We start from the raw sequence: 21,841 nt of genomic DNA, 5'->3' as shown, positions 1-21,841 counted from the left end.
GGTCGATATGAAAGCCGTTTCGAGGCTGTTTTCGTCTGTGCTCGTGCTGCTGGTGGTGAGCGCATTGCTGTTCGCAATGTGTCGCGCGACACCCGTGTCGCCCGCGCGTCTGACGTTGGGCAGCGACGCAAGCGTCGAACAGATCGCCGCGTTCAATCATCAATATGGACTCGACCGGCCTGTCGCCGCGCAATACGGCACGTGGCTGAACGGTGCGCTCGCGCTCGATTTCGGCAAGTCGTACGTGACCGGCAACCCGATCGGCCCGCAGATCGCCGATACGTTGCCGAATACCGTCGAACTCGTCTCGCTGTCGTTCGTGTTCACGATCTTCGTGTCGATCGTGCTCGGCACCGTGGTGGCGCTGAAAGAGAACAGCGGCACGGACCATCTGCTGCGCGCCGTGGCGATCGTCGGCTTATCCGTGCCGTCGTTCTGGCTGGGGTTGCTGCTGATCCGCTATGTCGCCTTGAAGACCGGCTGGTTTCCCGTGGGCGGCCTCACGCCCTGGTCCGACGGCCCGGCGGCTCATCTGCTCGGGCTGGTGTTGCCCGTGCTGACGATGTCGGTGTACTACATCTCCGTGCTGAGCCGGCTGGTGCGGGCGAACATGGTCGATGCGCTCTCGCAGGATTATGTGCGAACCGCCAGAGCGCTCGGTTTGTCGCCGTCGCGTATTCGCCTCTATGCACTGAAGAACGCGTTGCCGTCGCTGGTGAGCACGGCGGCGATGAGTTACGGCTACATGTTCGGCTGGGCATTGATCGTCGAGCAGATTTTCAATCTGCCGGGTGTTTCGCGCGCTTTGCTCACGGCAATCTTCCAGCGCGACTATCCGACGGTGCAGGCCATCGTGCTCGTGATCACGACAATCTTCATCGCGTCGAACACGTGCGCCGACGTACTGCATGGCTATCTCGACCCGAAGGCGAACAGAACATGATGGCTGATTCATCTCTACCCAACGTGCAACACAAGCCGCATGCACTCGGCACGTGGCTCGCATCGGCCGGCCGGCTGCTGCGCGCATTGATGCATGAACCGGCCGGTGCGATCGGTCTCGTCACGATCGTGCTACTGGGCGTGATTGCGTTGTGCGCGCCGTGGCTGCCCTTGAAAGATCCGCTGCAGCTCTATATCGAACATCGCCTGGAAGCGCCGAGCGCTGCGTTCTGGCTCGGTACCGACCAGGTGGGCCGCGACATTCTGAGCCGTACGATCTGGGGCGCTCGCGCGTCGCTGTCCATCGGGCTCTGCACGGTCGCGATCGGCCTCGTGCTCGGCACGGGCATCGGTCTCGTGGCAGGCTACAAGGCCGGCTCGTGGCTCGACGAAACGCTGATGAAAGTGATGGAAGTGCTCGCGTCGATTCCGCTGTTGATCTGGGCAATCGCGCTCGTTGGTATTACCGGCACTGATACGCTGCATGTCGGCGTGCTGGCCATTTCGAATGAAACCAAGCTCGTGCTGCTGATCGGCGTGCTGTACGCGCCGGGTCTTGCGCGGCTCACCCATAGTCTGGCGAAGGCCGAGTCGCAGGCGGAGTATGTCGCCGCACGGGTTCTGCAAGGCGCAAGCGGGGCGCGCATCATGTTCTCCGATGTTCTGCCCAACATCATCTCGCCGGTGCTGATCCAGGCTTCGCTGCTGCTCGGTGTGACGATCATCGTGGAGGCTTCGCTCAGTTTCATCGGACTCGGCGTGCAACCGCCGACGCCGAGTTGGGGCGCAATGCTCTCCGACGCCCGCGCACTGATTTTCACCGACAACTGGTGGGTCTCGGTATTCCCGGGCGCGGCGGTGTTCGTCAGCGTGCTCGCCTTCAATCTGTTCGGCGATTCGATGCGCACCATTCTCGATCCACGACGGCGCAATGCGCATGCGGCGAATGCGCCGGGAGCGTCGCTATGAACGAAGCGCTTCTGTCGATTGAGAACCTGCGCGTCACGTTCGGCTCGGGCAAGACCCATACCGAAGTGTTGCATGGACTCGATTTGCAGGTGGGACGCGGCGAGGCGGTCGGTCTCGTCGGCGAATCGGGTTCGGGCAAGAGCGTGGCTTCGCTGGCCGTGCTCGGCTTGCTCGGCAGCGCCGGGCGTATCAGCGGCGGCCGGATCGTGCTCGACGGCGAAGACCTGGGCCATGCTTCGGAGTCGCGCATGCGGGTGTTGCGCGGGCGGCGCGTCTCCATGATCTTTCAGGATCCGGCAACGGCGCTCAACCCCGCCTTCACGATCGGCGCGCAACTCGCCGACGTGATTCGCGCCCACCGTCCGCTGCGCGGCCGCGCGATCCGCGATGAAGTGCACTCGGTACTCGCGCGCGTCGGCTTCAAGGACCCGCGCACAACAGAGCGCGCGTATCCGCACGAACTGAGCGGCGGCATGAAGCAACGCGCGATGATTGCCGCCGCGATTGTCTGCGAGCCGGCGCTGCTGCTCGCGGACGAACCCACCACCGCGCTCGATGTGACCGTGCAGGCGCAGATCGTCGAGTTGCTGAGAACGCTGGTGGACGAGATGGATCTCGGCCTCGTGTTCATCACGCACAACCTGGACCTGGTGGCGGAACTGTGTTCGCGCGCCGTCGTGCTGAAACAGGGGCATGTGGTCGAAGCCGGTCCGGTGGAGGACATCTTTCTGCGGCCGTCGCACGACTACACGCGGCATCTGATCGCGAGCATTCCGCGTTTGCCGGTTGCGCGTGATATGGGCCGCCATCAACCTGAGGAGCCGCGCAATGTCCGCTAATGTGCCGAACGCCGCTCCGGCCGCGCAGCCAGTCTTCGCGCTGCGGGAGGTCGGCAAGTCCTATGCGCTGGCGCGCTCTCCGCTCGAACGCTTGTTCAACCGGCGGCGCTTTCATGCGGTGTCGGGCGTGAGTCTCGAGGTGGCGAAGGGTGACGCGCTCGCTATCGTCGGCGAAAGCGGCAGCGGCAAATCGACTGTTGCGCGCATGATGGTCGGTCTCACTGCGCCGACCACCGGCTCGATCTGTTTCAGAGGCGACGCGTTGAACACCATGACGCGTGCGCAGAACGCGACGTTTCGTCAGCGTGTGCAGATGGTGTTCCAAAGCACGACGAACTCGCTGAACCCGCGCAAGACGATTGCCACCACGCTTGCGGAAGCGATCGGCAACGACGGCGTGCCGGTGCGCCAATTGCTCGACATGGTGCGGCTGCCGGCATTCGTGCTGGCCCGCTATCCGCATCAGCTGTCGGGCGGTCAGCGGCAGCGCGTGGGCATCGCGCGGGCACTTGCGCGCCGTCCGGAACTGGTCGTTGCGGATGAACCGACTTCCGCGCTCGACGTATCGATCCAGGCGGAGATCATCCGGCTATTGCGCGATCTTCATCAGAGCGCGGGTGTTTCCCTGGTCGTGATCAGTCACGATCTGGCGCTGGTCGGCGAGTTGTGCCAGAGGGTGGTGGTGATGCGGGAAGGTCGCGTCGTGGAAGCTGGAGCCGTGGATCAGGTGCTGTTCGAGCCACGCGAGCGCTACACAGCCGAGTTGCTGGCGGCGATCCCGAAGGGCATCGGCCGGCACGCCGTAGGAGTGGGACCAGAGTGAGTGCCAAACCACCAACTCTGGTCGACACAGGAGAGGCGGTCCGAGGAGTAAAGAAGAAGATCCGGATCAGGCAGTGAGCCGACCCACCTGGGAATTTTTTTAAACCTTCGGTGAATCGATTCATTTGCTATTGTCAATCGATCGCTAGCCGACCGGGGTGTCGCGATTCCTTGTTTGGAGAAGAGCGGTGAAGGAAAAGTTATTCATCATGGCGGCTCTCATGGGCGGGAGCGGTCTCGTTCATGCGCAGAGTTCGGTCACGCTGTACGGGATCATCAACGAGGCTATCACCTACTCGTCGAACCAGGGCGGCCATAGCGCGGTGCAGTTGACCGGCAACGGCGAGTACGGCAGCCGCTGGGGACTGCGAGGCGCCGAAGACCTGGGCGGCGGCACCAAGGCGATCTTCACGCTGGAGAACGGCTTCAATCCGGTCAGCGGCGCGCTCGGACAGAACAACCGCATGTTCGGCCGCCAGGCTTTCGTGGGTTTTTCGAATCCGAACTACGGCACGCTGACGTTCGGCCGCCAGTACGACGCGATCGTCGGCACCTTGCAGACCATGACGTCCAACGGTGCGTGGGGCGGCGTGATGTTTTCGCATCCGTACGACAACGACAACACCGACGACTATTTGCGCGTCAACAACTCCGTCAAATACGTCTCGCCGAATCTGAAGGGCTTCACCGGCACGGCAATGTACGCGTTCAGCAACGCGCCCGGCGCGTTTGCCAACAATCGCATGTGGTCGGTAGGCGGTATCTATTCGCAGGGTGCCTTTTCGATTGCGGCGGCGTATTCGCTTTACGACCAGCCGGGCGTGAACACCACGGCGAACGTGAACACCAATGGCGCGATTACCTGCTGCGATGCGCCGATCACGTCCAAACGCGAGCAGATTGCGGGCATCGGTGCCTCGTATGTGATCGGACCGGCCAAGCTGAGCCTGATGTACAGCAACGCGATCTACAACAACGTGGGCACGACGCTGACGAGCGGCATCAACTATCGCTTCAACAACTATGAAGCGAATGCGCGCTTCACGCTCGACCCGACGCTGTTCTTCGGCATGGCCTACACGTACACGAGCGACGACATCACCGGCGGTCCTGGCGGTCCCACGCAGGTGCACTGGCATCAGGTCAATCTGCTGGTCGACAAGTTCCTGTCCAAGCGCACCTCCATCTATACCGAGGTGATCTATCTGCGTGCGGCCGGCGGCGGCTTTTCCCGGCCGACGGGCGGACCGTTGCCGGCGACTTCGAACGGTCTGCTGGCCTCGCAGATTCAGACCATGTTGCCGTCTTCGGGACAGAACCAGGCGGTGGTCAGCGTCGGGCTCGTGCACAAGTTCTAGCAGCACTGCTTTTACCGGCGCAAACCGGCAACGCGTTTGCGCCGCATCGACTAACAAGTAAGGTGTGTAATGACTGAAAGACTTTACCGGGCCGGTGTCGATATCGGCGGGACCTTCACGGATATCGTCGTGATCGGCGATGACGGCGTGATTCATACCAGGAAGGTTTCGTCCACGCCTCAGGACTATGGCATCGCGATCGTCGCGGGCTTGCAGGCATTGCTGGCCTCGCTCGACGCGCAACCGCGCCAGATAACCGAACTGGTTCATGCAACCACCGTCGCCACGAATACCGTGCTCGAAGGCAAGGGCGCGCGCACGGCGCTGATCACCACGCGCGGCTTTCGCGACGTGGTCGAAATTGGCCGCCTGCGCGTGCCGATGCTCTACAACCTCGCGTATCAGAAGCCGGCGCCGCTCGCGAAACGCCGGCACCGTTACGAAGTGGACGAACGGCTGCTCGCCGATGGTTCGGTCGAGACGCCGCTCGACGATGCGCAGGTGCTGGACATCGCGCAACGTATCGCCGACGAGAAAATCGAGGCGGTGGCGATCAGCCTGATTCATGCGTACGCGAATCCCGACCACGAAATCCGTATTCGCGATCTGTTGCGCGGCGTGCTGGGCGACGCCGTTTATCTGACCTGCTCGCATGAGATCCTGCCGGAGATCCGCGAATACGAACGCACCAGCACGACCGTCGTCAACGCGTATCTCGGGCCGGTGGTGGTCAGCTATCTGCATTCGCTGATCGACAAGCTGCGCGGCATCGGCATGGCCGGCCCCGTGCAGATCATGCATTCGAATGGCGGCGTGATGAGCGCGGCCTCCGTCATGCAGAAGCCGGCTACGATCATCGAGTCCGGTCCGGCGGCCGGGGTGATCGCGGGCGCCTCCGTGGCGGCCGCGTCGGGTTACGCCGATTGCATTACGGTGGACATGGGCGGCACCACGGCGAAGGCGGCCATCATCGAGAAGGGCGAGCCGGCGCGCACCACCGAGTACGAGGTCGGCGCGGGTATCAACGTCAGCAGCAAGCTCGTGAAGGGTGGTGGCCACGCGGTGAAGCTGCCGTTCATCGACGTCTCGGAGATCGGCGCGGGCGGCGGCAGTCTGGTGCGTATCGACGCGGGCGGGCTCGTCAAGGTCGGCCCCGATTCGGCGGGTTCGGTGCCCGGTCCCGTGTGCTACGACGCGGGCGGCACGATTCCGACGCTCACGGACGCCGTGCTGACGCTCGGCTATCTGAACCCGGAGTTCCTCGCCGGCGGCGAGTTGCGCATCAATCAGCAGAAGTCGCTCGACGCAATGCGCACGCAGATTGCCGAGCCTACGCACACGGATCTGTACGAAGCCGCGTATGGCGTTTTCTCGATCGCGGCCTCCACGATGACGCGCGCGGTGAAAGCCGTGTCGACCTATCGCGGCCGCGATCCGCGCGAGTTTGCGTTGTTCGCTTTCGGCGGCAATGGGCCGGTGATCGTTCATGCGATCGCCGATCTGCTCGACATGAAGACGGTGATCGTGCCGCCGAGCCCCGGCGTATTCAGCGCGCTCGGCCTGCTGTTCTCGTCGACACAACACGAGTTCATGCAAACGATGTTCTGCCGCCTCGATCACTCCGCCGCGGTGGAATTGGGCAACGCACTCGAAGACCTCGTAGCGCGGGCCACCGCGGATATGGCGGCCGAGGGCAACGCCTTCGACGATATCGCCGTGACGTGCGCGCTGGATTTGCGCTACACGGGTCAGGCGTACGAGTTGACTGTGCCGATCGAATGGCGCGCCGGTCAACCGCTCGACATTGCGCCGATCGCCGCCGCGTTTCATGCGGAACACGAACGCACCTACGGTCATGCGTCGGCGGACGAGGTCATCGAGCTCGTCAATCTGCGCGCGGTCGGTTCGCTGCGCTCGCAGAAAGACCGCGCCTACGACGCGCAACGCGCCGGCGGCAGCCGGGCGAATGCGTCGGGTACGCGCGTACCGGTGCGGCGCCGGGCGTATTTCGGCAAGACCTTCGGCTTTATCGACACCCCGGTGATCTCGCGTGCCGATCTGCGCGCCGCGCCGATGAGCGGCCCGTTGATCGTCGAAGAGTACGACTCGACCTGCGTCGTGCCGCCGAATGCCGACGCGTGCGTCGATGCCCACGAGAACATTGTCATCACGTTTCTGGAGCAATCCGTATGAGTACCCAACAGGCCGCTTCGGCGGGCACGGATGCCATCACGCTTGAAATCGTCAAGAACGCGCTCGGCTCGATCGCTGACGAAATGGCGCTGGTCGTGCTGCGCACGGCGTATTCGCCGATCGTGCGCGATTCGATGGACTTTTCCACCGCGGTGTTCGACCGCGCCGGCCGCGTGATTGCGCAGGGCCTGACCTTGCCGATTCACCTCGGCGCGTTTCCGGCCGCGATGGACAACGTGGTGCGCCGTTTCGGCACGGCCGGCAAGCCCGGCGACATCTACATCATGAACGACCCGTATACGTCGGGCGGCATGCATCTGCCGGACGTGTATCTGATTCAGCCGGTGTTTTACGCGTCGCGGATCGAAGGCTATGTGGCGACCATCGTCCACCATGCCGACATCGGCGGCATGGCGCCGGGCAGCATGGCGATCGGCGCGACCGAAATCTACCAGGAAGGTCTGCGGATTCCGTTGATGAAGCTGTGCGATGCCGGCAATGTCAACGACGCGCTTCTCACGCTGCTGGAGACGAACTCGCGCATGCCGGGGCAGTTGCGCGGCGATCTGCGCGCACAGTTGGCGTCGTGCAAGGCGGGGGAGCGGGGGCTCGTGCAGTTGCTCGACAAGTACGGCGCGGACGGATTCGGCAGCCTGGTCGAAGCGCTGCACGATTACGCGGAGCGTCTGACCCGTCAGGCCATCAGCACGATGCCGAATGGTGAGTATCGTTACGAGGATTTCATCGACGGCCTGGGCGATACGCCTGTGCCGATCGCGTTTCGCGTCAAGGTCACGGTGGCGGACGACACGATCCGCATCGACTGGACCGGCACCGATGCGCAGGTGCAAGGCGCGATCAACGGTCCGTTCGCGACCACGCAATCGGTCGCGTATGCGGCGGTGCGCTGCGCGATCGGCGTGGATGTGCCGAACTGCGAAGGTTTTTCGCGGCCCGTGCAGGTCTACGCGGAAAGCGGCTCGATCGTGAATCCGGTTGAACCGGCGGCGTGCGCGGCGCGCGGGATCATCGCCTACCGGATGTTCGACGTGTTGCAAGGCGCGTTCGCGCAGATCGTGCCGGACACCATTCCGGCGCTGGGCGAAGGCGGTCCGTCGGTCGTGTCGATTTCCGGGCGCAGTCTGGATGGCGAGGGCGGCGCACGCGGCGGCAACTGGCTGATTACCGATGGCGTGCTCGGCAGCTGGGGCGGTGGCCGCAACGACGGCTGCGAAGGCATTGCCAATCCGCTCGGCAATCTGTCGAACCAGCCGGTCGAATTGATCGAGGCCCGTCTGCCGCTCAAGATCACCGAGTATGGATTCGTCACGAACTCCGGCGGCGCCGGCCTGCATCGCGGCGGCCTTGCAATGCGCCGCGCTTATGAGTTGCGCAGCGACCACGCGTTGCTCGGACTGCGCTCGGACCGGCGCGCGCATCGGCCGTCGGGCTCGCATGGCGGGCTGAGCGGATCGCCGTCGCTCAATCTGCTGACGCGTGACGGTCAAAGCACGTTGCTGCCGACCATGCCGGGCACGGTGACGGCATTGCGCAAGGGCGATCGCTTCTGCCATATCGCGGCGGGCGGCGCGGGTCATGGCGATCCGTTGACACGCTCGCCGCAAGCCGTACGCGAGGACGTGCTGGACGAGCGCATCACGGCGCAATTGGCGCGTGACGTATACGGCGTCGTGCTCGAAGGTGCGGCTCTTGAGATAGACGAGCGGCTCACCGCCGAGATGCGTACGCGCCTCGCGACGCTTTCCTGGCAGGAGCGCGTCGCGAGGCAGGAAGCGCTGTTCCTGCAATCGACCGATGCCGATGTTGCGGCTATCGGCAAACTCTGACCACGACAGGGTGCATTGACTATGTCTGTTCCGATCATCGAACCCGCCGCCGATGCGCAAGGTGTGCGCTTGCTGCGTCCCAGTTGGGCCGAACTCGACTATGGCGCCGTCGCGGCGAATCTGGCGGTCGCGCGCGAACAGGTGGGACGCGCCACGAAAATCTACTTCGTCTGCAAGGGCGACGGATTCGGCTTTGGCGCCGCGAAGGTTGCGCGGCTGGCGGCGCAAGCGGGTGTCGATGGCTTTTGCGTCGGCAGTCCGGAAGAGGGCGTTACGATTCGCCGTGCGGGTATCGACCGCGACATACTGCTGTTTGCTTCGACCCTGCCGGAAGATGCAGCGCAGGTCGCGGCGTTGGGGCTCACGGTGACGATCCAGAGTCGGGAAAGCCTGCATGCGTTCATCAACGCAGGCGTGGCGGTGGATGCGTTCCTGGAGATCGATCCGGGCTTCGGGCGCTTCGGCTTTCTGCCGTCGCAATGGCAAGCCGCGTTCGCGGCGCTGCGCGATCAGTCGACCGTGCGGCTCAAAGGCGTGTACACGCATCTGAGCTCGCCGGAGAGCGAAGACGTGACGCGCCAGCAGGCCGGCGTGTTCGATGCGGCGCTGGCCGACGCGCGCGCCGCGGGCTTCGATAACCTAACGACGATGCTGGCAAGCTCGCGGGTCATGCTCGCGCATCCGCATCTGGCGTATCAGGCAGTCGATCCCGGGCGGCTTCTATACGGTGCGCTCGACGCGGACTGGATGGCCCGCGCGCCGTTGCGGCCCATGTTGCGGGCCGTGCGTGGGCGCATCATTCACGTTCAGGAGCACCCGGCCGGAGCCACGCTCGGGATTGGCTATGCGGAACCGATCCGGCTCGAACGGGGCGTGCGTATCGGTGTCGTGCCGATCGGTTTCTGGGACGGGTTGAATCATGTGCCGCCGCTGGGCCGCGTGCTGGTGCACGGACAGCCGGCGCGCATTCTTGGGCGCCGCTCTTTCCAGCATACCGTGATCGATATCACGGAGATTGCCGCGGCCCGGACCGGGAGCGTGGTCACGTTGCTCGGTCAGGACGGCGACCAGTCGATCACGATCGACGAGATGGCGGAAACGTTGCGGCTGCCGGTCATGGAGTTGATTCCCCGGCTGGCGAGAAGTCTGCCCCACGTCGAAGTGAAAACGGCGGATCCGGCGGGCAACAACTGACACCCGTCGCCGGATCCACCTCATACGGCCTTAGAACATTTTGCGGATGCCGACTGCCGCGCCAACGTTGTTGGTGCGCCCAACGGTGTCGACTACGCCGGTAGCCGGGTTGGTCGAGCCGGGGTAGTCGGCGGCAAATGCGCCGTTGCCGCGCGCGAAGTCCACGGTGCCATACACTTCCGTATGCTTGGACAGCGAGTATTCGGCGAGAACGGTGGCGGAGTAGTTGATACCCGAACCAAGCGTGCCGTCGATCCGTTCGGCATTGCGAGCGTGACCGTAGTAGCCGGCCACGGTGATCAGCAGCGGTGCCGTGGCTTGCCAGTTGCCGCCAATGTAGAGCGTGTCGTCGATACGGTTCGGGCTGCTGCCCGGCAGTTTCGGCGCGCCCGCTTGCTGCATGTTGGCGTCGGTCGTGCCGCTGCGATCCTGCGCGCGCAACCAGCCGGCCAACAGGCGCACGGTAGGCGTGATCTGATACGCGCCGCTGACGTGCAGCATGTTGATCTTCGCGCCATTGACCAGGCTGCCGTTTGCGGACGTCACGGAGGTCTGCTGGAAGCCTGCGTCGAGCGATGCAGGACCGTGCGTATACGTCACTTCCACGCCATACGTGCTGCCGAGGCCGACCGCGCCAGCCTGATTGCCGAAGCCGTAGATGGCATCAATGCTCAGGCCGTTGAACGATGCCTTGTATTTGACCGAGTTGTTGATCGTGAGGTACGGACCGATACCATTCCACGCCCAGCTGTCCTGCCAGTAGTCGCCAACCGTCAACGGGTCGAACACGTCGCCCATCGTGTCGTAGAGCGGCGCATATTGATTGCCGAAGGTCAGCGTGCCGTACTTGTCGCTCGCCAGACCCACATACGCTTGCCGGCTGAACAGCGTGTTGGCCTGGTGAAGTTGTCCGGAGTTGAGTTCGAAGCCGTTTTCAAGGCGGAAGATCGCGGACAGGCCGCCGCCCAGATCTTCAGTGCCCCTCAGGCCCCAGCGGCTGTGAGTTTCCGGGCCGACCGTCATGCTGACCAGGTCTTTGCCGTCCGGGCCGGCATTCGTCTGATATCGGAGTGCCGTATCGACGAGACCGTACAGCGTGACCGAGCTTTGGGCGAACGCCGGTGACGCGGCAAGGACGAAGAGGGAACCTACGGCACTGGAGATTACGACTTTTTTCATCAGACGGATGTCCTGAATATGATTGATTATCTGACCACCTCAAATGCCCCTGAAAGCTTGCTGGGTGAGGCTGTAACCGGGAGCATAGTCGGCCGGTTTTTTGCCTCATATCGCAGAATATGGATTGGTTCCTTCCAGAATCAGGAACAATAACGCGACCGCGTATTTCTGATGGAGATGCCGCGACGTGCAGCAAGCCGGCGTGCGGTTCGACGCCGCAGGCCCGGCAAATCGACGTTAGCCGATCGACGATCGGTCCGCTTTTTCAGCCCACAACGTGTCGCCAAAAAGCGACGATTTGCGCCCTGTCCGGCATGGCGCCGACGTTGCGGTTGCAGGCGTTTTTGTTATTGATGGGCGCGTGGCCGTTCGCGGCGTAACGGCTCGATGCGCCCATTGATTCGGGCAATAGCTGATTGCTCTGCCGAATGGTCAGTCGTAGCGGTAGACGCCCTGACCGACTTTTCGCCCGAGACGGCCAGCCGCCACTAACTCGCGCAGCAACGGGCTCGCTCGGTACTTCGAATCGCCGAAGTCCTTCAGGAAGACATCGAGGACCGAAAGGCACACGTCAAGTCCAATCAGATCCGCGAGTGCCAGAGGACCGATCGGATGATTCGCGCCGAGTCGCATGCCGAGGTCGATCTCCTCTGCTGTGGCAATGCCTTCGGCGAGCACGAAGAACGCTTCGTTGATCATCGGCACCAGAATGCGGTTCACCACGAAGCCCGGCGCGTTCTTTACGCTGATCGGCGATTTGTCGAGTTTGACTGTCAGCTCACGCACGGCTTCGATCGTGGCTGTGCTGGTCTGTACGCCGCGAATGATTTCGACGAGCGGCAGGAGCGGCACCGGATTGAAGAAGTGCATGCCGATAAAGCGCGACGCGTCGGTAAGCGCCGCTCCGAGCGCGGTGATCGAGATCGACGACGTATTCGACGCGATGATCGCATCCGGCCGCGCCACCGATTCGATCTGCCGCAGGATGCGGATCTTCAGATCGGTATTTTCCGTGGCGGCTTCGATCACGATGTCGACGGCAGCGAGGCGTTGATAGTCGGTGGACGTCTCGATTCGCGAGAGGGCGGCCTCTTTCACCGCAGCCTCGAGTTTTCCCTTGGCTACCAGCCGGTCGAGGCTACCCGTCAATGTGGCGATGCCCTTTGCGAGCGCTGCCTCGGTGACGTCGATCAGCACTACCTTCAATCCTGCGACGGCGACGACCTGAGCAATGCCGTTGCCCATCGTGCCCGCACCAATTATCCCAACGGTGTTGATTGTCATGGTTATTCCTTGTCAGCAACGCGACACAATTTCTCTATTGTAGGTTCTCGAATATGGCCGCAATACCCTGGCCGCCTCCGATGCACATCGTAACCAATGCATAGCGCCCTTTGATACGCTGCAATTCATATAGCGCCTTGACGGTAATCAGCGCACCCGTCGCTCCAATCGGATGGCCGAGCGAAATGCCGGAGCCGTTCGGGTTGACCTTGCGCGGATCGAATTCGAGTTCCTGCGCCACCGCGCACGCTTGCGCGGCAAAGGCCTCGTTCGCCTCGATCACGTCGAGATCGCCGATGCCGAGGCCGGCGCGCTGGAGCGCAAGGCGCGTTGCGGGCACCGGGCCAATGCCCATATAGAGAGGATCGACGCCGGCATGCGCATATGACACGAGCCGGGCCAGCGGTTTCACGCCACTTGCGTCCGCCGCTTCACGCGACATCAGCAGAACGGCGGCCGCTGCGTCGTTGATGCCGGACGCGTTGCCAGCGGTCACCGTGCCGTTTTCCTTCTGGAAGACGGGCCGCAGTCCGGAAATCTCAGCGGGATCCAGTTGCAGACGCACATGTTCGTCGGTATCGAATACGACGGGCCGGCCTTTCACGGTGCGAGTTACCGGAAGGATCTGATCCTTGAAGCGCCCCTCGGCGATCGCATGGGCGGCGCGCCGATGCGACTCGACTGCGAGCGCGTCCTGTTGTTCACGCGTAATGCCATACTTCTTTGCGACATTCTCTGCGGTAACGCCCATCGGGACCGTGTGGAATGGATCGCTCAACGCGCCGAGCATCATATCGATCAGGCGCGCGTCGCCCATTCGCGCGCCAAAGCGTGCGTCGGGCGCGATGTACGGTGCCCGGCTCATGTTTTCCACGCCACCGCCGATCGCGATGTCGGCATCGCCGAGCAGAATCGATTGCGCGGCAGAGACGATGGCCTGCAAACCCGAGCCGCACAGACGGTTGACATTGAACGCCGGTGTCGTTTGGCCGACGCCGCCGTTGAGCGCTGCCACGCGCGCGAGGTAAAAGTCTTTGGGTTCGGTCGCTATCACATTGCCGAATACGACCTGGCCAACCTTGTCTCCCGCAACGCCGGCGCGCGCGAGAACCTCGCGTACCACGAGCGCTCCGAGTTCGGTGGGCGCAACGTCTTTGAGGCTTCCGCCAAACTTGCCGATCGCGGTGCGCACACCGCTGACAACAACAACTTCTCTCTGCACTTGAAACTCCTGGATTCACTTGAACGCGCGCCTTGCCAGCAGCTTGCGCGTGCGGAAGTTACATGTTCGGGTAGTTCGGACCGCCGCCACCCTCGGGCGTCACCCACACGATGTTCTGTGTCGGGTCCTTGATATCGCACGTCTTGCAATGCACGCAGTTCTGCGCGTTGATCACGAGGCGTTCGGTGTTGTCGTCGTTCTTCACGAACTCGTACACTTGCGCCGGGCAATAACGCGACTCCGGACCGGCATAGGTCTGCCAGTTCACGTTCAATGGCACGGACGGATCTTTCAGCGTCAGGTGTGCGGGCTGGTTCTCTTCGTGGTTCGTGTTCGAGATGAACACCGATGAGAGACGGTCGAACGTCAGCTTGCCATCAGGCTTCGGATACGTGATCGGCTTGCATTGCGAAGCCGGTTTGAGCATCTCGTGATCCCAGTGCTGATGATGCAGCGTCCACGGCACATTGCCGCCCAGCAGCTTCTGTTCGATGCCCACCATCAGCGTGCCGAGGTACAGGCCCTTGCTCATCCACTGCTTGAAGTTACGCGCGCGGTGCAGTTCCGTGTGCAGCCACGAGGTCCTGAAGCTCTCCGGATAGGCGGTGAGTTCATCGCTGGTGCGTCCAGCCTGCACCGCTTCGAACGCCGCTTCAGCGGCCAGCATGCCAGTCTTGATCGCCGCATGCGAGCCCTTGATCCGCGATGCGTTCAGGAAGCCCGCATCGTCGCCGACCAGCGCACCGCCCGGGAACACCAGTTTCGGCAGCGACATCAGGCCACCCGCCGTGATGGCGCGCGCGCCGTACGACACACGCTTGCCGCCTTCGAGCACCGCGCGGATCGCCGGATGCGTCTTGTAGCGCTGGAATTCCTCGAACGGCGACAGGTACGGATTCGTGTAGCCGAGGCCTACCACGAAGCCCACCACCACCTGGTTGTTGTCCATGTGATAGAGGAACGAGCCGCCGTAGGTGTCGCTCTCCAGCGGCCAGCCGGCCGTGTGCATCACCAGACCCGGCTTGTGCTTCGACGGATCGATTTCCCACAGTTCCTTGATGCCGATGCCGTAGACCTGCGGATCGACGCCTTCACGCAGCCTGAATCTGTCGTTCAGCTGACGGCCCAGGTGCCCACGCGCGCCTTCACAGAAAAGCGTGTACTTCGCGTGCAGTTCCATGCCGAGCTGGAAGTTTTCGGTCGGCTGGCCGTCCTTGCCGATACCGAGGTTGCCGGTCGCGACGCCTTTGACCGAGCCATCGTCGTTGTACAGAATCTCGGCTGCGGGAAAACCCGGAAAAATCTCGACGCCCAGTGCTTCGGCCTGCTGACCCAGCCAGCGCGTCACGTTCGCGAGACTGATCACGTAATTGCCGTGGTTTTTGAAGTTATCCGGCAAAGCCCAGACCGGCACGCTCTTCGAACCGGTTTCGGTCAGGAACAGGAAACGGTCTTCGGTCACATCCACCGTCAGCGGTGCGCCTTTTTCCTTCCAGTCCGGGATCAGCTCGGTCATCGCGCGCGGATCCATCACCGCGCCCGAGAGGATATGCGCCCCGATCTCCGAGCCTTTTTCCAGTACGCACACGCCAATTTCAGCGCCTTGTTCCGCTGCCAGCTGCTTCAGGCGGATCGCCGCGGACAGGCCGGCCGGGCCGCCGCCGACGATCACGACGTCGTATTCCATCGACTCGCGCGGACCGTACTGCTCAATGAGACTTGCGGGGGTCATTGATTTGTCCGTGCCCATCAGAACTGATCTTCAGACAGCGCCAGCACGCTCTCGCCACCCTTCGCACTGACAATCGACGCTTCGAGCGCCGACGCCAGCGGCAGCACATGCTCGGCATAGAACTGCGCGGTCGCGATCTTGGCGCCGTAGAACGAAGGGTCTTCGTCACGCTTCTCTGCCGCCACGAGCAGCGCACGCGCCATCTGCCAGCCGCCGAGCACGATGCCGGCAAGCTTCAGATACGGCACGCTGCCGGCGAACACCGCATTCGGATCGCTCTTCGTATTCGCAACCACGAACTCGACCACCGCACTCAACGAGCGATGACCCTGCGCGAGATACTTCTTCATCGACGCGAACGCCGGGCCTTGCTGCGCGCCGAGCGCCTCAACCGTTTCAGCCACCCCGGCGAGCAGCGACTTCGCCACCTTGCCGCCGTCGCGCACCGTCTTGCGGCCGATCAGGTCGTTGGCCTGAATTGCGGTCGTGCCTTCGTAGATAGGCAGAATGCGCGCGTCGCGGTAGTACTGCGCGGCGCCCGTTTCCTCGATGAAGCCCATGCCGCCATGTACCTGCACGCCGAGGCTCGTCACATCGATCGACAGTTCCGTGCTCCAGCCCTTCACGATCGGCACGAGGTATTCGTAGATCGCCTGGTGTTCCGCGCGCGTGGCTTCGTCCGCGTGACGGTGCGCGATATCGCAATGAGCCGCGGCCACATAAGCGAGCGCGCGCGATGCTTCAGTGAGACCACGCATGGTCGCGAGCATGCGGCGCACATCGGGGTGCTGAATGATCGCAACCGGCTGTTTCGCTGAGCCATCCACGGGACGGCTTTGTACACGGTCTTTCGCGTATGCCACCGCCTTCTGGTAAGCACGATCCGACACGCCCACACCCTGCATGCCCACCGCAAACCGCGCCGCGTTCATCATGATGAACATGTACTCGAGACCGCGATTCTCTTCGCCGATCAGATGACCGGTCGCGCCGCCGTGGTCGCCGAACTGCAGCACGGCAGTCGGGCTCGCCTTGATGCCGAGCTTGTGTTCGATCGACACGCAGTGCACGTCGTTGCGCTCGCCGAGCGAACCGTCTTTGTTGACGAGAAACTTCGGCACGATGAAGAGCGAAATGCCCTTCACGCCTTCGGGTGCGTTCGGCGTGCGCGCCAGCACGAGATGGGCGATGTTCTTCGCCATGTCGTGCTCGCCCCACGTGATGAAAATCTTCGTGCCGAACAGTTTGAACGAGCCGTCGCCCTGCGGCTCGGCGCGCGTGCGCACCAGCGCGAGATCGGAGCCGGCCTGCGGCTCGGTCAGGTTCATCGTGCCGGTCCATTCGCCGGAAATCAGCCTGGGCACATAGGTCTGCTTCTGCTCCTCGCTGCCCGCGGTGAGCAGCGCCTCGATCGCGCCGTCGGTGAGCAGCGGGCACAGCGCGAACGACAGGTTCGACGCGTTGAGCATCTCGATACAGGCTGTGGCAATCAGCTTGGGCAGCCCCTGGCCTTCGTAGTGGACCGGATGCTGCACGCCTTGCCAGCCACCTTCGCCGAACTGGCGAAACGCTTCGCTGAAGCCGGGCGTTGCGGTGACCACGCCGTCTTTCCAGCTGCTTGGATTGCGATCGCCTTCGACATTCAGCGGCGCCAGCACTTCGCTGCACAGTTTCGCCGACTCTTCGAGCACGGCCTGCGCGGTGTCGAGGTTCGCATCTTCGAAGCCCGGCAGCGTCGCGATGTGTTCGAGACCGGCCAGTTCTTTCATCACGAACAGCATGTCCTTGATGGGTGCGCTATACATCTCCGTCTCCTTGGTATGGATATGCAAACGAGCGGCCTGCCACACGAAACCTGAAATTTCGGGCGCGGGCAGCGGCTCGGACGACTAATCGTACTGCCTCCACCCCATGCGCCCGATGGCGAAATCTGCCGTTTCATTGACAAAGTGTGCCGTTCTTTCATCGGCAGAACACGCAGGGCCGGTCTGGCCCGGAATGGCAGGTTCTGTCAATGAATCGGCCAAGCTTGCTAGTGTTGAATGAAGCGGGTCAATCTAGAATAGACCAAAGATGCAGCGTAATGCCGCCCTCAGCGAGGTTTGCGGCCGGCTGGCCTTGTTTGTCAGGCCGGCGGTCAATACCTTCCAGAACGTCGCGAGTGAAAACCCTTCCGGAGACAAGCACATGGACCTGTTTGGCCAGATGATGTACGCGCCGTTACTATTGTCGTCGTTGCTCCAGCAGGCGGCGCGGCACTCCAGCAAGGTCGAGATCGTGTCGCGCCGTGTCGAGGGCGATATTCACCGCTACACCTATCGCGACTGCCATATCCGCGCCATGCAACTCGCGAATGCGCTGACGGCGCACGGCATCGAAGCAGGCGATCGCATCGGCACGCTGGCATGGAACGGCTATCGCCACATGGAGTTGTACTACGGCGTGTCCGGTATCGGCGCCGTCTGTCATACCATCAATCCACGGCTTTTCACTGAGCAGATCGCCTTCATCATCAACCACGCGCAAGACCGGTTCATCTGTTTCGACATGTCGTTCGCACCGCTTGTCGAGCAGATTGCTCACCAGTGTCCGCTTGTGGAGAAGTGGATCATGTTGTGCGACGAGTCGGCATTGCCGGAGACATTCCCCGTGCCGCTGGTGAGCTACGAGACGCTGATCGGCGCGCAGCCTCAGGAATTCGACTGGCCCCGGTTCGACGAACAACGTGCCGCGGTGCTGTGCTACACGTCGGGGACAACCGGCAACCCTAAAGGCGTGCTGTATTCGCATCGTTCGCTCAGCCTGATGGCCTACGCGTCGGCGTTGCCGGACACGCTCTGTCTGTCCTCGACGGACACCGTCGCCCCCGTGGTGCCGATGTTCCATGTCAATGCCTGGGGTCTGCCGTTTTCGGCGCCGCTAGTGGGTGCAAAGCTCGTGCTGCCCGGAGCGAAACTCGACGGCGAATCGTTGTGGACGCTGTTCGAGCAGGAAGGCGTCACCTTTTCGGCAGGCGTGCCGACTATCTGGTTGGGCCTCGTCGACTACATGCGGCGTGCAGGCAAGCGCAGCGCGCACTTCAGGCGCGCAATCGTCGGCGGATCGGCGTGCCCGCCGCAACTGGCTTCGTCGTTGCGCGAGCTCGGCATCAAGGCGGTGCATGCGTGGGGTATGACGGAGCTGTCGCCGCTGGGCACGGTCTGCTCGCCGTCGCATGACTACGCGGATAAAACCACGGAGGAGCAGAAGTGCATCGACGCGAAGCAGGGGCGCGTCGTGCCCGGCATCGATCTGAAGATAGTCGGGTCCGGCGGAGCGGAACTGCCGTGGGACGGAAAGTCGGCGGGCGATCTGATGGCACGCGGCCACTGGGTGCTGGATCGCTACTACGGCGCCGGGCAAACAGCACTGGAGGACGGCTGGTTTTCAACGGGCGACGTTGCGACAATCGATCCGGACGGCTATATGCAGATCACGGATCGAAGCAAGGACGTCATCAAGTCCGGCGGCGAATGGATTTCGTCGATCGAACTCGAACACGTTGCGATGTCTCATCCCGAGGTCGAATCAGCGGCATGCATTGGTTGCGAGCATCCGAAATGGGACGAGCGTCCGGTGTTGATTGTTGTAAAGCGTCCCGGCAGTACGTTGAGCGCGCAACAATTGTTAGCGTTCTACGAGGGCAAGGTCGCAAAGTGGTGGATTCCGGATGACGTTGTATTCGTTCCCGAGATGCCGTTGACCGCCACGGGGAAGCTCCAGAAACTGGTTCTCAAGCAGCGCTTCGGCCGCTATCTCGTCGATGCGGCGAAGCCATCGGCATAGCCTTCGCGTCAAACCATCTTGCGGTATGCCTGCGGCGTGCTGCCTGTCCAGTGGCGGAACGCGCGGTGAAACGCGGTTGGGTCGTCAAAGCCGACCTCGTAGGCAATAACGCCGATTGCGTCCGCCGAACGCGTGAGACGCTGGATAGCAATGTCGCGGCGCAGTTCGTCCTTGATGGCCTGGAACGTCGTTCCTTCAATCGACAGGCGGCGGCACAGTGTTCTCACAGAGTAGTGCAGATCCTGTGCGACGATTCCAATCGTGGGAATTGCCGGAAGGCAGCCCGCAATGTATTGACGAACCTGGTGGCAGACCATCTGTTCGGCAAACGACACGAAGATCCAGTCCTCCGGTGCGCGCGCCAGAAACTTCTTCAGATCGGATTTGTGCTGCCGGATGGCCATGTCGAGATATCTGGCCTCGAACGACATGCAGGTCTGCGTACAACCGAAATGCACCGGTCCTGGGAACAGATAGAGGTGGTCGGTTTCCCGTGATGGCCGAGGGAAATCGAACTCCACTTCGACCAGAGGAATTTTCTGCCCGATTAGCCACGACGCCACGCCATGCACGAGCTTTAACATCAGTTCCTGCCCAAGCGCATTCTGAAACCTGTTTGCCTCGTTCGCTACGAGTTCGATCCGGCAAAGCGAGTCATCGCGCCGCGACTTCACCGTGAAGTCGTCGAGAATCAAATGGAAGAACTGGCCGAACCGATGCATCGCGACATCCAGTCGAGGTGCGTCGAGCAGACTGAGGCAGAGATACTTGAGCGTGCCATTGCGCAATGGCCGGCTAAAGATGCCCGGCATTTCGTCGTCGTATTCGGCCGCAAGCAAACGATACAGCGTGGAGAACTGCTCCTGCGTGACGCGCGCGCCCGGCCTGTGCAGCAATGCGTGCGGAATGCCGGATCGCTCCGCCAGCCTCTCAATGGCCAAGGGGTCCGCACCGGCTAGAAAGCCGTTGACCAGAGACATTGATACGGTAGCCGAAAGCGAGTTCAAGGAGCCGGTACAGGTGGGTGCAACTGTTGTGAGGTTATGCGTGGCTCATTCTGTCATAGGTTGGAACCGAATGCGAATGGGAGCGATGGCGGAGCCGGGATAGGCGCCTTGCCGGGCCGGAAGCGGCTTGGGGGGCTTCTGGTTCGGCGCCGCAGTTTCAGCGGCGGCCGACACGCTGGTTGATCCAGTGGCGATGGCGCGCTCACTGGCGGGTTGCCCGGCGCAGGGGAAACACCGGGCAATCCGTACCTTGCAGTGTTCGTCTGGCGGCAGCAGGAAGATGTGCTGCGTGCCGCCGCGCAAGCTTAGTTACCGGGTTGGAAGACCTTCAGTCGATTGTCGACGCGCTGAACACCGGCAGTGTTTTGCGCAACGGCGACGGCGCGACTGATCTGTTTGTCATCCGGCATGCTTCCGACCAGCGAGACGACGCCGTCTTTCGCGAGAACCGACATTCCGGACGAGTTAAGTCCTTTGGTCGCAGTCAGAGCATGTCGAACATTTTTTTGCAGCAGATGATTCTGGGCGCGACGGGCTTTCGCGCTGGACGGCGGAGCGCTCACGGGAGCGCTCACAGGGGCGGACGAAGCGATATCGTCGGACGCTGCGGTCTGTGCAAACGCCGAAACCGAAATGATTGAAGCGACACACAATGTGATCGTCTGGACGACTGCTGATTTCATAAAGACTCCGGGAGAGCTTTGCAGGGTGAATATCGACAGCGCTTGTAACAAGGTCGCGCTTTCGTGGAAAGTTGCCTTCACATCATTAATGCACCGGGCGGCGCGCCGCATCTGGTAATCGTCATTCTAGGGGGATGGTTACGCTGTATTCGTCGATATCGCAGGAAGGGACTGTTGCCGAAACCTGAGTCAATTGGACGCCATCGCATCGAGAAGAATGTCTGAATGGGGCTGCTTTCAGAAGGTCATTCACACTTCGCGTGGCCGTCCGGTTTGGTGCGGCATTCAAACCACTTTCAGCGACGCACGCGTTGGTGATCCCGTCGGAGCCTGGTCATAACGGGAAGCACCCGATACTGGATCGATGTGTCAACCCGCCGCGCCAAATAATTCCAGGAAAAGTGTTTTAGCCGCTGCGGCGTTTATTCAGAGCGATGCTGCATTTAATATGCGGTCGCGCACCGCGTGGAGTGCCTGAAGTCCTGATGTCTGCCTGACTCAAAGGATCTGGCAGGTGCCGTTCTTAACCAGTTGCCGAAAACACCCGCAGCGCGATTGGCGCCGCATCTGGCAGCCTGTTCCCACTCCTCGGCGAAGCCACCAATAAGGCAGTTGAAAGAAGCATTGCTCAAGATCAATAAGAAAGGGAACGCGTCTATCTCACCATCACGAAATCCGATAAAAATTGACGTTTGCCTTCCGATAGTCCGCATGCACTACACGCGTCCCGATCGATCGTTGATGG

16 protein-coding genes are annotated in these 21,841 nt (G+C 62.2%); 9 read left to right on the top strand and 7 right to left on the bottom strand.

The features are described from left to right. The first annotated feature begins 7 nt into the window (after positions 1–7). The 8 genes from BXE_RS35025 to alr all read left to right on the top strand — a co-directional run bounded on the left by BXE_RS35025 (position 8) and on the right by alr (position 10,164). Positions 8–943 (top strand): ABC transporter permease, encoded by a 936-nt coding sequence (locus BXE_RS35025; RefSeq protein WP_011492855.1) that lies wholly within the window; start codon positions 8–10, stop codon positions 941–943. Beyond that, positions 940–1,911, top strand: a complete 972-nt coding sequence (locus BXE_RS35020; protein ID WP_011492854.1) for an ABC transporter permease — start codon at positions 940–942, stop codon at positions 1,909–1,911. Before BXE_RS35025 ends, BXE_RS35020 begins: the two co-directional genes overlap by 4 nt. Then, complete coding sequence (locus BXE_RS35015) at positions 1,908–2,750, top strand: ATP-binding cassette domain-containing protein (protein ID WP_011492853.1); 843 nt, start codon at positions 1,908–1,910, stop codon at positions 2,748–2,750. The genes BXE_RS35020 and BXE_RS35015 overlap by 4 nt, the downstream gene beginning before the upstream one ends. Beyond that, a complete protein-coding gene (locus tag BXE_RS35010; protein ID WP_011492852.1) occupies positions 2,740–3,573 on the top strand; it encodes an ABC transporter ATP-binding protein in 834 nt (277 codons plus the stop codon). Before BXE_RS35015 ends, BXE_RS35010 begins: the two co-directional genes overlap by 11 nt. Before the next feature lie 187 nt (positions 3,574–3,760). Further along, the gene (locus BXE_RS35005; RefSeq protein WP_011492851.1) at positions 3,761–4,930 is read left to right on the top strand and encodes a porin; all 1,170 of its coding nucleotides are present in this window, start codon (positions 3,761–3,763) and stop codon (positions 4,928–4,930) included. Positions 4,931–4,999: 69 nt separating this feature from the next. After that, positions 5,000–7,123 carry a hydantoinase/oxoprolinase family protein gene (locus BXE_RS35000; RefSeq protein WP_011492850.1) on the top strand — a complete coding sequence of 708 codons (2,124 nt, stop codon included), beginning with the start codon at positions 5,000–5,002 and terminating at the stop codon, positions 7,121–7,123. Continuing rightward, a complete protein-coding gene (locus BXE_RS34995; protein ID WP_011492849.1) occupies positions 7,120–8,970 on the top strand; it encodes a hydantoinase B/oxoprolinase family protein in 1,851 nt (616 codons plus the stop codon). Before BXE_RS35000 ends, BXE_RS34995 begins: the two co-directional genes overlap by 4 nt. A 21-nt stretch (positions 8,971–8,991) precedes the next feature. After that, positions 8,992–10,164 (top strand): alanine racemase, encoded by a 1,173-nt coding sequence (gene alr / locus BXE_RS34990; protein ID WP_011492848.1) that lies wholly within the window; start codon positions 8,992–8,994, stop codon positions 10,162–10,164. A gap of 30 nt (positions 10,165–10,194) precedes the next feature. On the opposite strand, the gene BXE_RS34985 is transcribed toward alr, so the two are convergent. From BXE_RS34985 to BXE_RS34965, 5 genes are all read right to left on the bottom strand, one after another. Next, the gene (locus BXE_RS34985; RefSeq protein ID WP_011492847.1) at positions 10,195–11,343 is read right to left on the bottom strand and encodes a porin; all 1,149 of its coding nucleotides are present in this window, start codon (positions 11,341–11,343) and stop codon (positions 10,195–10,197) included. Between the two features lie 432 nt (positions 11,344–11,775). Beyond that, on the bottom strand, positions 11,776–12,627 hold the full coding sequence (locus BXE_RS34980) for a 3-hydroxybutyryl-CoA dehydrogenase (RefSeq protein ID WP_011492845.1): 852 nt from the start codon (positions 12,625–12,627) through the stop codon (positions 11,776–11,778). Between the two features lie 34 nt (positions 12,628–12,661). Then, on the bottom strand, positions 12,662–13,849 hold the full coding sequence (bktB, locus tag BXE_RS34975) for a beta-ketothiolase BktB (RefSeq protein WP_011492844.1): 1,188 nt from the start codon (positions 13,847–13,849) through the stop codon (positions 12,662–12,664). Positions 13,850–13,907: 58 nt separating this feature from the next. Continuing rightward, entirely contained in the window at positions 13,908–15,599 is a 1,692-nt protein-coding gene (locus BXE_RS34970) for an electron transfer flavoprotein-ubiquinone oxidoreductase (RefSeq protein WP_011492843.1), read from the bottom strand. Continuing rightward, entirely contained in the window at positions 15,599–17,386 is a 1,788-nt protein-coding gene (locus BXE_RS34965) for an acyl-CoA dehydrogenase (RefSeq protein WP_011492842.1), read from the bottom strand. The genes BXE_RS34970 and BXE_RS34965 overlap by 1 nt, the downstream gene beginning before the upstream one ends. 382 nt (positions 17,387–17,768) lie before the next feature. On the opposite strand from BXE_RS34965, the gene BXE_RS34960 reads away from it, so the two are divergent. Continuing rightward, on the top strand, positions 17,769–19,406 hold the full coding sequence (locus BXE_RS34960; protein ID WP_011492841.1) for a 3-(methylthio)propionyl-CoA ligase: 1,638 nt from the start codon (positions 17,769–17,771) through the stop codon (positions 19,404–19,406). 8 nt (positions 19,407–19,414) lie between these two features. Here the strand turns inward: BXE_RS34960 and BXE_RS34955 are convergent, their stop codons facing one another. Continuing rightward, positions 19,415–20,386 (bottom strand): AraC family transcriptional regulator, encoded by a 972-nt coding sequence (locus tag BXE_RS34955; protein WP_011492840.1) that lies wholly within the window; start codon positions 20,384–20,386, stop codon positions 19,415–19,417. Between the two features lie 332 nt (positions 20,387–20,718). Then, the gene (locus tag BXE_RS34950; RefSeq protein WP_237712045.1) at positions 20,719–21,177 is read right to left on the bottom strand and encodes a BON domain-containing protein; all 459 of its coding nucleotides are present in this window, start codon (positions 21,175–21,177) and stop codon (positions 20,719–20,721) included. Positions 21,178–21,841: the final 664 nt, after the last annotated feature.

It is taken from the genome of Paraburkholderia xenovorans LB400 (assembly GCF_000013645.1).
Classification (GTDB): Bacteria; Pseudomonadota; Gammaproteobacteria; order Burkholderiales; family Burkholderiaceae; genus Paraburkholderia; species Paraburkholderia xenovorans.
The sequence above is the reverse complement of the archived record's forward strand: the minus strand, read 5'-3'. Positions and strand labels throughout refer to the sequence as shown.

What these genes read in the sequence shown, in the direction of transcription:
- BXE_RS35025 (WP_011492855.1), top strand. Translation starts at nt 8, where the DNA reads ATGAAAGCCGTTTCGAGGCTGTTTTCGTCTGTGCTCGTGCTGCTGGTG.
- BXE_RS35020 (WP_011492854.1), top strand. Translation starts at nt 940, where the DNA reads ATGATGGCTGATTCATCTCTACCCAACGTGCAACACAAGCCGCATGCA.
- BXE_RS35015 (WP_011492853.1), top strand. Translation starts at nt 1,908, where the DNA reads ATGAACGAAGCGCTTCTGTCGATTGAGAACCTGCGCGTCACGTTCGGC.
- BXE_RS35010 (WP_011492852.1), top strand. Translation starts at nt 2,740, where the DNA reads ATGTCCGCTAATGTGCCGAACGCCGCTCCGGCCGCGCAGCCAGTCTTC.
- BXE_RS35000 (WP_011492850.1), top strand. Translation starts at nt 5,000, where the DNA reads ATGACTGAAAGACTTTACCGGGCCGGTGTCGATATCGGCGGGACCTTC.
- BXE_RS34995 (WP_011492849.1), top strand. Translation starts at nt 7,120, where the DNA reads ATGAGTACCCAACAGGCCGCTTCGGCGGGCACGGATGCCATCACGCTT.
- alr (WP_011492848.1), top strand. Translation starts at nt 8,992, where the DNA reads ATGTCTGTTCCGATCATCGAACCCGCCGCCGATGCGCAAGGTGTGCGC.
- BXE_RS34985 (WP_011492847.1), bottom strand. Translation starts at nt 11,343, where the DNA reads ATGAAAAAAGTCGTAATCTCCAGTGCCGTAGGTTCCCTCTTCGTCCTT.
- BXE_RS34980 (WP_011492845.1), bottom strand. Translation starts at nt 12,627, where the DNA reads ATGACAATCAACACCGTTGGGATAATTGGTGCGGGCACGATGGGCAAC.
- BXE_RS34970 (WP_011492843.1), bottom strand. Translation starts at nt 15,599, where the DNA reads ATGGGCACGGACAAATCAATGACCCCCGCAAGTCTCATTGAGCAGTAC.
- BXE_RS34965 (WP_011492842.1), bottom strand. Translation starts at nt 17,386, where the DNA reads ATGTATAGCGCACCCATCAAGGACATGCTGTTCGTGATGAAAGAACTG.
- BXE_RS34960 (WP_011492841.1), top strand. Translation starts at nt 17,769, where the DNA reads ATGGACCTGTTTGGCCAGATGATGTACGCGCCGTTACTATTGTCGTCG.
- BXE_RS34955 (WP_011492840.1), bottom strand. Translation starts at nt 20,386, where the DNA reads ATGTCTCTGGTCAACGGCTTTCTAGCCGGTGCGGACCCCTTGGCCATT.